The sequence below is a fragment of the Micromonospora sp. bgisy143 genome (genome assembly GCF_057708145.1).
In genome coordinates, this window is the sequence record NZ_JBYIRN010000007.1 from 20,799 (window position 1) to 34,903 (window position 14,105).

Here is a 14,105-nt window from a genome sequence, read left to right on the forward strand (position 1 = left end):
GTCTTTCGGTGGCAGACGAGCGGACGCGCTACTTCCGTCAACTGGGTCGGCTGCGCCGGTCCGCCCGGCGGTGGAGCGTACTGGCCGGTGGGCTCGGCGGGGCCGCGGCGGTGCTGACGCCGTACGCCGGACTCGGTCTGCCGGACGCGGCCTGGGCCGGCGCTGCGGGCAGCGCGGTGGCGTTGGCCGCCTGGCGCTGGATCGACCTGCGGGCGCTGGCCGCCCGGCCCGCGCCCCCGGCGCTGGACCCGGCCGAGGCCGCCGCCCGGTCCCGGGCCCGGCTGGTGGCCGCCGTCGAGCGGCTGCCGGTGGGCTCCGGCGTGCTGGCCGAGGTACGCCGGGTGCGCAGCCGGGTCGCGTTGCGCGGCACCACCGCCGGGCAGCAGTGGGCGCGACTGGACCGCGCCTCGCTCACCCTGGCCGGGATGGCGCCCCGGCTCTCCGGGCTCGCCGAGCCGGCCGTGCGGGAGGCCGCCGACGCCGACCGGTCGCTGCGGGAACTCGCCAACCGGGTGGCCAGCGTCGAACGGGCCCTGCGGCTCGCGCCGACCGACGCCCGGGCGCCGCTGTCCGACGCGCACGCCACCCTGACCGCGCAGTTGGAGGGCGGGGTGGCCGCCTACGAGCGGTTGGTGGTCGCCGCCGCCGGCTACCTCGCCGAGGACGCCCGCCCGGAGCCCACCCACCCCGCCGCCGATCGGCTCACCGAGGCCACCGACCTGCTGCACGGCGTGGCGTCGGCCCTGGCCGAGCTGCGCGCGGGCGGCGCCGGCCTGCGCACGCCCACCCGCTGAGCCGCGCCCGACCGCCGGTCACGGTGGCGTCGTCACCGGGATCGGCCCGGTGTACGGCGAGCTGCCCACGACGTTGAACGACCGGATCCGGTAGTGGTAGGTCACGCCCCGGGCCAGGCCCGTGTTGGCGAAGCCGCGACCGGTGACCGTGAAGGTCGCCACCTCGTGGGCGAACGCCGGGTCCAGCGCCCGCTGCACGATGAACCCGGACCCCGGCCCGACCGGGGTGTTCGCCGCCCAAGCCAGCACCACGGTGGCGGTGTCCGGGCCCGGCGCGCTCGCGGTCGCGTTCACCTCGCCGGGGGTGCTCGGCGCGGGCGGGGTGCTCGCCGCGGCCACCGTCGACCACGCCGAGGCGGCACCGAGGTAGGTGGTGCGGACCCGGTAGTAGTACGTGGTGTCCGGGGCGGCCGTGGTGTCCAGGTGGTTGTCGCCCACCCCGATCGCGGTGGTGCCCGGTCCGCTGGTGAAGGTCGGGTTGGTGGCCCGCTGCACGTCGATGCCGGTGGCGAAGGAGCGGTTCGTCCAGCGCAGCGCCACCCGCAGCGGCGCGGCGGGCGGAATCGCCGCGATCAGCCCGCCCGGCGCGGCGAGGTGCACCGAGGCGGGGACGCTGTTCGACCAGGACGAGTAGCTCACCTCGTTCTCCGCCCGGATCCGGTAGTGGTACGTGACGCCGGGGGTGACCGTCGCGTCGGTGTAGCGGGTCGCGGTCGCCGCGACGGTGATCGTGGTGACGTCGCCGCCGAAGGACCCGTCGGTGGCCCGTTGCAGCAGGTGGCTCGTCGCGGGCGGGCGTCCGCCGTTGCCGGTCCAGGCCAGCGCGATCGCCGGTAGGGCGGTGGCCGAGCCGGGCACCGGCGTGGCGGTCAGCCCGGTAGGCGCGCGTGGCGTCACCCGCAGCACCAACGGCCGGCTCATGCCCAGGTCACGATGGCCGGCGAGCTGGCTGTGCCAGCGGTACTCCCACCCCAGGTTGACCATCTGGTTGACCACCACGGCGGGTCGACCGTCGGTCGGGCTGACCGGCGTCGATCCGGTCCGCGCGCCGGGCGGACGGCCCGGGTCCAGCAGCCGGACGCTGTCGCCCAGCTTGAACGGCAGGGCCGGGGCGACCGGGCGCAGCGCCACCACCACGTCCTCGCGGGGGTTGACCCGGACGATCTGCTTCCAGCCCAGCTCCGCCGGGTGCGGCGGGCGCTGCGTGCCGTCCCAGCCGACCCGGTTGACGATCTGCACGTCGCAGCCGCCGAAGCGCAGCGGCTCGGTCTGCCGTACGTTGCCGCTGATCCGCCAGAGCTGCGTGCCGTCGGTCGGCGCGCCCACTCCAGTGGCCGGGTCGGCCGCGAACAGCACCTCGGTCACCGGATCGGTCGGCCCGAGCGGCAGGGTCGCCGGGGCGAGCGGTCCGGTGTGCGGGTGGCCCACCCCGAGCCGGCCGGCCAGCCGGCCGTGACCGGGCTCGAAGACCTGCTGCACGGCCTTGACCTCGATCGGCAGGGTCACCGGACCGGTACCCGCCAGCGGCGTGAACGTCACCGTGTCGGCGTGTGCCGAGACGACCGTCTCGGCCGTGGTCCGGCTGCCGAACGCCGGGTCGTACGCCGGCTGCGGCACGATCGGCGGGCGCTGGCTGGCCGCGTACGCCACCGGCAGCCGCTCCCGCAGCCGGCCCAGGTCGTACCGCCCCTCGGGCGTGCCGGCCACCCGGAACTGCAACAGGGTACGGGTGTTCGGCCCGTACCCCGGCTCGGTGGGTGGTGGACCACCCTCGGCCGTGCGGTCCGGCGCGTCGGTGTGCTGGTCGTAGCGCGGGTCGAAACCGGGCAGCGGCGCCGGGGCGTCGTTGTAGAGGATCAACGTGCTGCCCGGTTCCACGGTGGAGAAGTCGACAAGCACGTCGGCCACCTCACCCGGGGCGAGCAGGAGCGTGTGCCCGTCCACGTTCAACACCGTCGGGTCGAGCCGGTCGTAGCGGTAGCTGATCGGCCGGTTGGGCAGCACCACCGGAGCGGGCAGCAGCCCGGCCTCGTTGCCGATCTGGACGAACTCCGGTCCGGCGGCGCGCGGGTCGGGCACTCCGCCGTCACGCCCGTCGCTGGGCCAACCGGCCGGCCGGTCCGCCGACCGTACGGCGGGCACCATCGGCACCTCGCCGGCGTCCGCGTCGGCCAGCGCCCCGTCGTCTGACCACATCGGGGCGTCCGAGCAGGCCCGGTAGAGCTGGAGGTTGAGGCTGCGGTCCAGGCAGGCGTTGAGGACGCGCAGGCGGTACACGGCGGGGCGCACCCGCAGGTATGGATAGGCGACACCGTTGACCAGCGGGGTGTCCCCGTACGCCGCGGGCACCGCGGACGGGTGCGGCACCCCGGGGCGCAGCGGTGGCTCGGCGCCACCACCGACGGGATCGTGGTGCGGGTTCGGCACCGGTCCGGGGCCGGTCAGCGGTGGTTCCCCGGCGATCCGCTCGGCCATCGGCCAACCGTCCACGGTGGGTCCGCTGTCGCCCCGGCCGCCGTCCGGCGCCGGATGGCGCGACCAGGGGCCGTAGTCCCACCGTCCGGTGGGGTTGCGCCCGCCGGACCGGTACGGGTTCTGTCGGGGCTGGTAGACGTGGGGGTACCACAGGCTGCCGCGAGCACCCCAGCGTTCCCGGTCCCAGGTGGGGTCCTCGGCGGCCAGTTGGGTGTCGTCCGGCACGAAGGTCTTGTCCTCGATCACCAGGGGCACCTGCTCGGCCGGCAGCACCCCGTCGGCGACGAGCTGGTCCTCGACCGGGTCGGTGAGCAGGTACGGCGCGAGCTGGCCGGCGTAGACGGTGAGCCGGGCCAGCCCGAGGGTGTTGTCGTGGAACCAGAGCAGCCGGCCGCTCTGCTCGTTGGGGAAGTAGAGCGTGGTGGCTCCGGCACCGGGCGCGGGCATGTCCGGCACCGGCGTGAGGCCGGTCCCGACCGGGTACGGGGTGATCTCCCCGGCCGGGGTGATCCAGTGTCCCGGGTTGCCCGCGCTCGTCCAGCCGGTCTGTGCCCCGGCCAGGTGCAGCACCGCCCGGTTCTGCGGGTACGGCGCCGGACCGTCCAGCGGCCCGAGGCCGGCGCCCTCGACCGTCTCGTCGACCGGCAGGAACAACTCGCCCGCCCGGCCGGTGGGCAGTTGGTTGATGAACTTCACCCGGACCGGTCGGCCCCGCCGGGCGCGGATCATCGGGCCGAGGTGCCAGGGCCGCTCCGGCGGTGCCACCGTGTTGTGGCCCGCCGCGTCGGTGCCCAGGTTGAGCTGCCGGTAGCCGCGCAGCCGGGTGACCGGCAGGTCCCGGTGCAGGCGTTGCGCGTACTGCTGAAGGCCGATCTCGTAGTAGTCGCAGCCCGGGTAGCTGATCGTGTCCGGCACCGCCACCGGCAGCGCCTCGTCGCCCGGTACGGGCAGCGCGTCGACGAACTTGCGCAGCCCGGTTCCCGGCACCGGCCGGCCGTCGGGGTCACGCGTCGGGCGGGGACTGTACGCGACGTTCGGCACCGGTCCGAAGCAGCGTGGCTCGGCGGACGGGTCCAGGCTGGCCGTGGGCGCCGCCTCCTCGGGGGCGGTACGCGCGGTCGGGACGGACGCCGTCCGACCGAGGCCGTCCGGGGCGGGCCGGAAGAGGAAGGTGGAGCGGAGTCTGCGGAAGATCGCCATGACTCTCCCCGGGGTCGGGGCACGAGGAACGCCACCCCGACGTGGCGGCCCTCGGCACTCTGCTGACAGGCGGTGAGCACCCAACCGCAGCATGCGACGTCGAGGGGTCGGTTAGGAATTACCCAATCGTCCGTATCTGGGATGACCTCGATCCACAACGCCCGCTCAGCTCGGCGGCGGGGTCCCCGGCCGCTCCGGCTGACAGACCGGGCACCAGTAGGTGACCCGTTCGCCCAGCTCCCGCTTGGCGATGGCGGCGCCGCAGCGGCGGCACGGCTGGGCGCGGCGGCCGTACACGTAGCTGGTCTGCCCCCGGTGCAGGGAGCCGGTGCTGCTCTGCGTCCAGCGGCCCCGGTTGGCGGCCAGTAGCCGCTGTGCGAGGTCGACCAGGCCCGGCAGGTCGGGCACCGCCCGCACGGGCGTCCACGGGGACACGCCGCGCAGGAACAGCACCTCGCACTTGTAGAGGTTGCCCACCCCGGCCAGGTTGCGCTGGTCGAGCAGCGCCTCGCCGATGGTCTGCTCGGGATGCGCCCAGAGCCGGTCGACCGCCTCGGCCGGGTCCCAGTCCGGGCCGAGCAGGTCCGGCCCGAGGTGGCCCACCAGGGTGTCCTCCTCGGCGGTGGGCACCAGGGCCAACTCGTGCAGGTGGTAGCCCACCGCCACCGCGCCGGGGCTGCGCAGCACCACCCGGATCAGGTGTGCGGGCCGTTCGCTCCACCGTTCCCCCGGCGCGTACGCCCGCCACGCGCCGTCCATCCGCAGGTGGGAGTGGAGCGTCCACGGCGCGTCGTCCGGGGCGGTGAGGCGGAGCAGCAGGTGCTTGCCCCGGCTGGCCGACTCGCGGACGGTCCAGCCGGTGAGGTCGGTGGTGGCCAGCTCAGGCACCCGGAAGTCGGAGCCGGTCAGCCGCGCTCCGGCCAGCGCGCGGTGCAGCACGCGGGCGGTGTTCCAGACGGTGTCACCTTCGGGCACCCTGCCATCCTCCCTCTTTCGAGCAAGATTCGCATGTGTCGCTATTTGTAGCCAGGTTCCTCATGATCTCCGGACATGCAATGGTCAGGGAGTTCTGAGGAGAATGCCCATGAGACGACGCCATTGTCGTATCCGACCCGCCACTCTCGCCGCCATCCTCGCCCTCGCGCTCGTCGTGGCCCTGGTGCCCGTCACCCGCGCCGCCCGGACCACCGCCGCCCCCGCGACCGCCGGGTCACTCACCCTGACCGCCGCCGCGCCCGCCGGCGAACGGTGGAGCGCCGACCTGTCCGTCGTCGACCGGGACGACGTCAACGTCCGCCGTACCGCCGCCGGACTGCGACTGCGCGAGGCCCGCCCGGCCGGGCGCAGCCCGCGCAGCCCACACAGCGCGCTCGCCGAGGGCATGCTCCTCAGCGCCCCACGCACCCTCGGCCGCCCGGCCACCCGGGTCCGTGCCGAGATCAGCGCCGACATCCCCACCGGGGCGAGCGTCGAGGCGCAGGTGCGCGGGTGGCGGCTCACCGGCTGGACCGAGTGGCGGGCCGCGACCGCGGGCGCGGTCTTCGACCAGCCGGTCAGCCGCGTACAGACCCGGGTGGTGCTGACCGCCCGGGCCGGCGCGGCCACCGCGACGGTACGCGGCGTCGACCTCACCGCCGACGCGACGGCCGCCGTGTCCGCCGCCACGCCCGGCCTCACCTACCGGGTGTACGCCACCCGGATCGGACTGGTCGGCGAACTGACCGCCAACGGCCGCACCGTGCAGCCGCGCGACCACTTCGTGGCGCTACCGTCGCGCCGGGGCCTCTCCCCGCTCAACACCGGCGACTACACCGTGCGGGTCTGCACCACCACGGGCGCGCGCTGCGAGTACGCGCCGGTCTGGGACGTCGGACCGTGGAACACCCGCGACGACTACTGGAACCCGTCCGCCGTCCGCGAGAACTGGAAGAACCTGCCGCAGGGCCGGCCCGAGGCGCAGGCCGCCTACCAGTCCGGCTACAACGGCGGGAAGGACCAGTTCGGGCGTACCGTGCTCAACCCGGCCGGCGTCGACCTGGCCGACGGCACCTTCTGGGACGGCCTGCAACTCACCACCAACGCCTGGGTGGACGTCGCGTACCTGTGGACCGGCGGCGGACCGCGCGCCGTCGTGGGTGACGGCCCGCTCAACATCCGCACCGGGCCCGGCACCTCGTACGCGGTCCGTGGCCTCGCCGCCCGGTTCGCCAACGTGCCGGTCCAGTGCTACATCACCGGCCAGTCGGTCGCCGGCCCGTACCGCACCACCACCAGGTGGAACCGCCTGGCCACCGGGCAGTACGTCAGCCACGCGTACGTCTCCACCGTCTACGGCGGCACCGTGCCGGCCTGCTGAACCGGCCTGCGCCTCGGCGGGCGTCGCCTCAGGGGCGCTCGTCGGGGCGGGCGGGACGCACCATGTCCTGGTAACGCGGGTGACTCGCCCCGTAGACGGCGTAGTTGAGCCGGGCGTGCGACAGGCTCAGGTCGCCGTTGGCCCCGCCCCGCACCGCGTCCGCGTCGGCGTCGTTCTGACCGTCGTCGGTCCAGAAGCAGACCGGGCAGGTCCCGCCGCCGGTCCGGGAGGCACAACAGGGACAGCCCACGGGAACTACGTGTTCACCCACCGGTTCACCCACCGGGGCAGCATTCCACAGTCGAATGTCACCCGGCCACCCGCAGGAGGTCACCCGGGCGTACGCCGAGAACGTCCACGGCCCGACCGCCGTTGACCGCCACCGCCACCAGGTCGGCCGAGTCGACGTACACCACCAGGGCCTCAGGTGGCGCGTCGCCGAACGTCCGTCCGCGTACCGCCCGGTGGGACGGTGTCGGCCCGGGCGGGCCGACCCGGACGGTGGCCGCGAGCGCACCGAGCACCTCGCCCGGCGCGGCCAGTTGCACGTTTCCGAAATGGTCGACGGTCAGCACCTCGGCGGTGAAGCCGTCGGCGTCGCGGGTCACGACCGGCGGTGGCAGCCGGACCAGGTCGTCCGGGTCGATCGCCGGGCCGGCCTCGGTCAGTGGCTCGCCGAGCGCCAGCCGCGCCGCCACCGGAGCGAAGACGTCCCGGCCGTGGAACGTGCCGGACACCCGGGCCGCCAGCCACCGGGGTTCGGTGAGCTCCACGGCGGCGCGCACCCCGCCGAGCGCGGCGGCCGCGTCGGGCAGCAACCCGTTGTCCGGGCCGACCAGCAGCCCACCCGGGGTGGCCAGCGCGATGCCCCGGCGGGCGGTGCCGACACCCGGATCGACCACCGCGACGTGCACGCCCACCGGCAGGTACGGCACGGTCTGCGCCAGCACGGCGGCCCCGCGCCGGACGTCCGCCGGCGGCACCAGGTGCGTCACGTCGATGACCCGGGCGGCGGGCGCGATCCGGGCGATCACCCCGTGACAGGCGGCCACGAAGCCGTCGTCGAGGCCGTAGTCGGTGGTCAACGAGATCCACGGTGTGCCGGACACCCCCGCAGGCTAACGCCCCCTCCCTCCGCACGCCCACGCCTGCGCCGTCCGCGCGTCCCGCGCCTGCGCCGTCCGCGCGTCCCGCGCCTGCGCCGTCCGCGCGTCCCGCGCCTGCGCCGTCCGCGCGTCCCGCGCCTGCGCCGTCCGCGCGTCCCGCGCCCGCGCCCCGCGCGGCAAGATCCGCGCAAGTTCCCTGTTGTTGCTGCCTGTGGCGGGCGGGAGGCAGCAACATCCCTGATGTTGCGCGGATCTTTCGGCGGAGTTCGCCTGCGGGTGGGCGGCACGGGATGGGCCGCATCGACGAGGGTGACCGAGCGCCCGGCGGATCCGGGTGGCGGATAGTGGACAGCGCGGTGGCCGACCGGCCCCTCGCGCCGCCCAGCGTGGTTGGGCAGACTGCGCCTGTGACACTTCGGAGCCTGCCCGCCGTCGGAGTCCTACTGGTCGCCGCCGCCGTCATCGCCGGCTGCGGCCGTGGTGACGACGCCGAGCCGTCGAGTGCCGCCCCCGGTGTCTCGTCCCCGGCCGTCCAGGCCACCGATCTGCCGAGCCTGCCGGATCCCTCGGCGGTTCCGTCCGGCACCGACTCGGCCGTACCGCCACCCGCACGGTCCGCCACGCCGCCCAGCGTGCCGTCGGTGCCGCCGCAGGGACCTGTCGAACGCCGGCCGGCCAGTCCGCCGCCGGTGGTTCTGCCCCCGCGTCCGGCGGGCGCGCCCAGCGCGCGGCAGGTCGTCGACGCGTTCAAGGCCGCCGGTCTGCGGGTCACCCACCCCAAGGACCGCTCGGTCGACTGTGGTCCGGACGGTCTCGGGCTGGGCTGCTCCGAGATCGTGGCCACCGACGGCGTCACCGTCTACGTGTTCCCCGACGAGACCAGCGCCGGCGACATCGCCGAGACCTGGGGTGGGCAGTCGTACCGGCGTGGTGCCGTGGTGCTCAACTACCTCGAGGCGAAGACACCGGCAGCCGACCGCCTCCGCTACGAGAAGACCCTCAACAGCCTCCGCTGAGGCTGCCCGCTGCCCGCTGCCCGCTGCCCGCTGCGCCGCCGTCCCGGTGGGCTGCCGTCGGGCGGCTGCGGCCGCGCATGGCTGTTGTGCCTGTGATGCCTGTGAGTCATCAAGATGACGCACAGGCATCAACGCCACAACAGTGGTGCTGGCCCTGCGGCGGGGGAGAGCTGCCGGAGCGCGTGAGGGTTCCGCGGGCGAGTGCTCTGCCACCCGGGATGGCCGTCCCGCGGGAAGCCGATGACGCACACGGACGCCGGGCGCGGTCGGCCAATCGCGCCGGTGGAGCACTGACCGGTTGAGCGAGCCGCAGCGGTCCTGGGCCGGGTGACGGGTCAGCCGCGTAGGCGTAGGCCGCGCGGGGTGGCCCGGAAGCCGGCGGCGGTCAGCGCGTCCCGCAGCGGTGAGGAGTGCACCGCCTCGCCGTCGGCGCGCTCGACCGACATCGCGCCCAACGCTCCCGAGTGGACGGCGTCGGCGAGTGCCTTGCCGGCGGCGGCGAGGGTCTCGGTGTCGTCGGTGAACGAGAGCAGGGTTCGGCCGCCGCGTTCCACGTACAGCACCAGGTCGCCGCCGACCTGCACCACCAGCGCCCCGGCCTTACGGCCGGCCCGGTGGCCGGTCGCGGCGGTGGCCCCGTCGCCGGAGTCGACGACCCGGTCCGGCCAGGGCAGCGCCGCGCCGTACGGGTTGGCGGGATCGGTGGCCGCGAGGACGGTGGCCGGCCCGCCACGGCCGCGCGCGCCGTCGGTCGGCTCGGCCAGGGCGCGTAGCCGGTCCACCGCGCCGGGCACCGCGAACTGCGCCGCGCCGAGCCCTTCCACGAAGTAGCCCCGGCGGGCCGCGCCGCGTTCCTCCAGCGCCGACAGCACCGGGTAGACCGCCGAGAACCCGCCGACCACCTGCTCGGCCATGACCGCGCCCCGGGTGACGACCCCGTGCCGTTCCAACAGGACGTCGGCGAGGGCCGCGGCCCGCCGGGTCGGGTCGAGATCCCGCTCCGGAAGCCGCGACCAGCGGCCGGCGACGGTCGGTGGGCCGCTGCGGGTGGGCAGCGCCACCCGTCCGGGCCGCCGGTAGCGGGTGCGCGGCGCGGCCGGGCGGGACCGGTGCGCCCCACCCGCGCCGAGCACCGCACGTAGCGGGGCGAGTGTGTCGTTGGTGAGGTGCCCGGCCCAGACCAGGTCCCAGATGACACTGGTGAGCGCGGCGTCGTCGGTGGCGCCGACCCGGTCGGCCAGCGCGCGGAAGAACAGCGCCTGCCCGTCGCCGAGCGCGTCCAGCACCGCGTCGTGCAGCGGGGTACGCGTCAACGCCTCGTCGGGCGGCGGCAGCAGCAGCGGCGCGGCGTCCGCGTACGCCAGGGTGACCCAGCCGTCGCCTCCGGAGATCGCCCCCGAGCCGGCCCAGAGCACCTCCCCGCTGGCACACAGTTCGTCGAGCTGAGCGGGGGAGTAGTCGGCGACCCGGCCGGGCAGCACCAGCCGTTCCAGCGCGGACGCCGGCACCGCCGCGCCCTGCAACTGCTCCACGGTGGCCGCGAGCGCCTCCACGCCCCGTGCGGACGAGCCGACCTGCTGCCAACGGGGCAGGAAGGTGGCGAGGGCCCGGGGCGGCACCGGCTCGATCTCCCGGCGCAGCGCCGCGAGGGAGCGGCGGCGCAGCATCCGCAGCACCTCGGCGTCGCACCACTGCGCACCCGCCGTGTCGGGCGTGAACTCGCCGGAGACGACGCGGCCGGTGGCGGCGAGGCGGCGCAGCGCCTGCTCGACCACGAAGACGCCGAGCCCGAAGCGGGCCGCGCAGGTCGCGGCGGCGAACGGCCCGTGGGTACGGGCGTACCGGGCCACCAGGTCGCCCAGCGGGTCGGCCACCGGGGCGAGGTACGCCTCGGCGACGCCGACGGGCAGCGCCACGCCGAGCGCGTCGCGCAACCGGGCGGCGTCCTCGATGCCCACCCAGCGCTGCTCGCCGGCGATCCGTACCCGCAGCACCCGGCGGGCGGCCTCCAGCTCGGTCAGCCAGCTCTCCGGAATGCCCCGTTCGGTCAGCTCGACGTCGCTCAGGTCGCCCAGCACCCGCAGCAGCTCGACCACGTCCTCCGCGTCGCGCGGACGGCGCTGCTCGGTGAGCCAGCGCAGTTGCCGGTCGGTCTCGGCGAGGACCGCCGGATCCAGCAGTTCGCGCAGGTCGACCCGGCCCAGCAGCTCACCCAGGAGGGTGGAGTCCAGGGCCAGGGCGGCGGCTCGACGCTCGGCGAGCGGGGCGTCGCCCTCGTAGAGGAACGCGCCCACGTAGCCGAAGAGCAGCGACCGGGCGAACGGCGACGGTGCGCTGGTCTCCACCTCGACCAGGCGGACCTTGCGGGCCGCCAGGTCGCGCATCAGCTCGGCCAGCGCGGGCTGGTCGAAGACGTCCTGGAGGCATTCCCGGGCGGCCTCCAGGGTGACCGGGAAGTCGGCGTACTCGCGGGCGACGTCGAGCAGTTGCGCGGCGCGTTGCCGCTGCTGCCAGAGCGGTTGGCGGCGGCGTGGGTCGCGGCGGGGCAGCAGCAGCGACCGGGCGGCGCACTCCCGGAACCGGGCGGCGAAGAGTGCTGAGGTGCCGACCGACTCCTGCACGAGCTGGGCGATCTCGTCGGGCTCGAAGACCACCACGTCGGCGCCGGGTGGCTCGTCGGCGGTGTCCGGCAGGCGCACCACGATCCCGTCGTCCGAGGGCATGACCTGGGCGTCCACCCCGTACCGCTCGGCCAGCCGGCGGCCCACGGCGAGGGCCCAGGGCCCGTTGACCCGGGCGCCGAGGACGCTGTGCACGGCGAGTCGCCAGTCGCCCAACTCGTCGCGGAAGCGCTCGACCACGACCGTGCGGTCGTCGGGCAGCGACCGGGTGGCCTCCCGCTGGTCACGCAGGTAGGCCATCAGGTTGGTGGCGGCCCAGTCGTCCAGGCCGCCCTCGCGCAGCGTGGTCAGCGCCGCCTCGTCGCTCTGCCGCAGCAGGGCGCGGACCCGCGCGCCGATGGCCCGGCCCAGCTCCACCGGGCGGCCGAGCTGGTCGCCCTTCCAGAACGGCATCCGCGCGGCCTGCCCCGGCGCGGGGGAGACCAGCACCCGGTCTGGGGTGATCTCCTCGATGCGCCACGAGGACGAGCCGAGCAGGAAGACGTCGCCGACGCGCGACTCGTAGACCATCTCCTCATCCAGCTCGCCGACCCGGGCGGCCCGCTCGGCGCCGGCCAGGAAGACGCCGAACAGACCCCGGTCCGGAATCGTGCCGCCGCTGGTCACCGCCAACCGCTGCGCGCCGGGACGGCCGGTGAGCTGGTCGCTGGCCCGGTCCCAGACCAGTCGGGGACGCAGTTCGGCGAAGGCCGTGGACGGGTAGCGACCGGAGAGCATGTCCAGGACGGCGTGCAGCGCCGAGTCGGGCAGCTCCGCGAAGGGCGCGGCCCGCCGGACCAGCGCCGCCAGATCGCCCACCTGCCACGGCTCCAGGGCCACCATTGCGACGATCTGCTGGGCCAGCACGTCCAGCGGGTTGCGCGGGTAGTGCAGCTCCTCGATCGCGCCGTCGGTCATCCGCTCGGCGACCACCGCGCAGGACAGCAGGTCACCCCGGTGCTTGGGGAAGACCACCCCGCGGGAGACCGCGCCCACCTGGTGCCCGGCCCGGCCGACGCGTTGCAGGCCGGCGGCGACGCTCGGCGGGGCCTCGATCTGCACCACCAGGTCGACCGCGCCCATGTCGATGCCCAGCTCCAGGCTGGAGGTCGCCACCACCGCCGGAAGCTGGCCCGACTTGAGCGCCTCCTCGATGTGCTTGCGCTCCTCCCGCGAGACGCTGCCGTGGTGGGCGCGCGCGATCACCGGCGCGGCCCCGGTCGCCGCGCCGGACTGGGCCATAACCTCGGCCGGCGCGCGACTGCCGCCCGGACCGGGCGCCGAGCCGCCGTTGGCCGGCGCACGATTGCCGCCCGGACCGGGCGCCGAGCCCCCGTTGGCCGGCGCGCGACTGCCGCCCGGACCGGGCGCCGAGCCGCCGTTGGCCGGCGGCCGGTTGCGCGCCGGACCGGCCGGGCCACCCCACCGCTGCGCGCCGGACGCCGGGTCGTCGTCGGCCGCCGGCTGGTCGCCCGCCGAAAACCCAGGGGGTACGACGACCGCGCCCCCGCCCGACGCGGAGGCGAGCGCGGCGGTGGCCACCTCCTCGGCGGCCAACTCGTTGAGCCGCGCGCAGAGGCGCTCGGCGCTACGGCGGGAGTTGGTGAACACGATGGTGGAGCGGTGCTGCCCGATCAGCGAGAAGACCCGCTCCTCGACGGCCGGCCAGATCGAGGCACGGCGCGGCCCGGGCCCGCCGAGGGCATCCTCGGGTGGCTGCTCCTGCTCGTCGAGCCGGGTCATGTCCTCCACCGGCACCTGCACGCTGACCTCGATGGTCTTCGCCGTGCGTGGCTGTACGACGTCGACCGGCCGGGCACCGCCGAGGAACCGGGCGCAGGCGTCGATCGGCCGGACGGTGGCGGAGAGGCCGATCCGTTGTGCCGGCGTGGGCAGCAGCTCGTCGAGGCGTTCCAGGGAGAGGGCGAGGTGGGCCCCGCGTTTGCTGCCGGCCACCGCGTGGACCTCGTCGACGATCACCGTCTGGACGCCACGCAGCGAATCCCGAGCGGCCGAGGTGAGCAGCAGGAACAGGGATTCGGGCGTGGTGATGAGGATGTCGGGCGGGGTGCGGGCGAACGCGCGTCGCTCGTCGGCGGGGGTGTCACCGGTGCGCATTCCGACGGTGATGTCGGGGGGCGGAACGCCGAGGCGGGTCGCCGCCTGCCGGATGCCGGCCAGCGGCGCGCGCAGGTTGCGTTCGACGTCGACGGCGAGGGCCTTGAGCGGGCTGACGTAGAGCACCCGGCACCGCTGGCGTGCCTCGGTCGGTGCCGGCTCGCGGGCCAGTCGGTCCAGCGACCAGAGGAAGGCCGCGAGGGTCTTGCCGGAGCCGGTGGGCGCCACGACCAGGGCGTTACGGCCGGCCGACACGGATCGCCAGGCGCCGGTCTGGGCGGCGGTGGGCGCGGCGAAGGCGGCGTCGAACCAGGCGCGGGTGGCCGGACCGAACTCGTCCAGCACCTCGCCCTCACCCGCGTTCGCCCTCGTCACCGGTC

8 protein-coding genes are annotated in these 14,105 nt (G+C 75.4%); 3 read left to right on the plus strand and 5 right to left on the minus strand.

Annotated elements, in window-relative coordinates:
• The first annotated feature begins 8 nt into the window (after nt 1–8).
• Nucleotides 9–794, plus strand: coding sequence for a phage shock envelope stress response protein PspM (gene pspM / locus AC3EN4_RS11430; RefSeq protein ID WP_435205903.1), 786 nt, complete (start codon nt 9–11; stop codon nt 792–794).
• Nucleotides 795–812: 18 nt separating this feature from the next.
• Here pspM and AC3EN4_RS11435 read toward each other — a convergent pair whose 3' ends face one another.
• Both AC3EN4_RS11435 and AC3EN4_RS11440 read right to left on the minus strand, forming a co-directional pair.
• Nucleotides 813–4,469: a hypothetical protein gene (locus AC3EN4_RS11435; RefSeq protein WP_435205904.1), complete on the minus strand. Its 3,657-nt coding sequence runs from the start codon at nt 4,467–4,469 to the stop codon at nt 813–815.
• 165 nt (nt 4,470–4,634) lie between these two features.
• Nucleotides 4,635–5,444, minus strand: coding sequence for a DNA-formamidopyrimidine glycosylase family protein (locus tag AC3EN4_RS11440; RefSeq protein ID WP_435205906.1), 810 nt, complete (start codon nt 5,442–5,444; stop codon nt 4,635–4,637).
• 109 nt (nt 5,445–5,553) lie between these two features.
• Here AC3EN4_RS11440 and AC3EN4_RS11445 point away from each other — a divergent pair, with 109 nt between their 5' ends.
• A complete protein-coding gene (locus AC3EN4_RS11445) occupies nt 5,554–6,825 on the plus strand; it encodes a hypothetical protein (RefSeq protein ID WP_435205907.1) in 1,272 nt (423 codons plus the stop codon).
• A gap of 28 nt (nt 6,826–6,853) precedes the next feature.
• Here the strand turns inward: AC3EN4_RS11445 and AC3EN4_RS11450 are convergent, their stop codons facing one another.
• Together AC3EN4_RS11450 and AC3EN4_RS11455 are read right to left on the minus strand one after the other, a co-directional pair.
• On the minus strand, nt 6,854–7,096 hold the full coding sequence (locus tag AC3EN4_RS11450; protein WP_425892893.1) for a CPCC family cysteine-rich protein: 243 nt from the start codon (nt 7,094–7,096) through the stop codon (nt 6,854–6,856).
• A gap of 37 nt (nt 7,097–7,133) precedes the next feature.
• Nucleotides 7,134–7,934 (minus strand): SAM hydrolase/SAM-dependent halogenase family protein, encoded by an 801-nt coding sequence (locus AC3EN4_RS11455; RefSeq protein WP_435205908.1) that lies wholly within the window; start codon nt 7,932–7,934, stop codon nt 7,134–7,136.
• A 404-nt stretch (nt 7,935–8,338) separates the two neighbouring features.
• Between AC3EN4_RS11455 and AC3EN4_RS11460 the strand changes: the two genes are divergently transcribed.
• Entirely contained in the window at nt 8,339–8,947 is a 609-nt protein-coding gene (locus AC3EN4_RS11460; RefSeq protein WP_435205909.1) for a hypothetical protein, read from the plus strand.
• Between the two features lie 335 nt (nt 8,948–9,282).
• Here AC3EN4_RS11460 and AC3EN4_RS11465 read toward each other — a convergent pair whose 3' ends face one another.
• Complete coding sequence (locus AC3EN4_RS11465) at nt 9,283–14,100, minus strand: Lhr family helicase (RefSeq protein ID WP_435205910.1); 4,818 nt, start codon at nt 14,098–14,100, stop codon at nt 9,283–9,285.
• Between the last annotated feature and the right edge of the window lie 5 nt (nt 14,101–14,105).

Bases quoted from the DNA above. Each gene is read 5' to 3' on its own strand.
- AC3EN4_RS11435 (WP_435205904.1), bottom strand. From the start codon at position 4,469: ATGGCGATCTTCCGCAGACTCCGCTCCACCTTCCTCTTCCGGCCCGCC.
- AC3EN4_RS11445 (WP_435205907.1), top strand. From the start codon at position 5,554: ATGAGACGACGCCATTGTCGTATCCGACCCGCCACTCTCGCCGCCATC.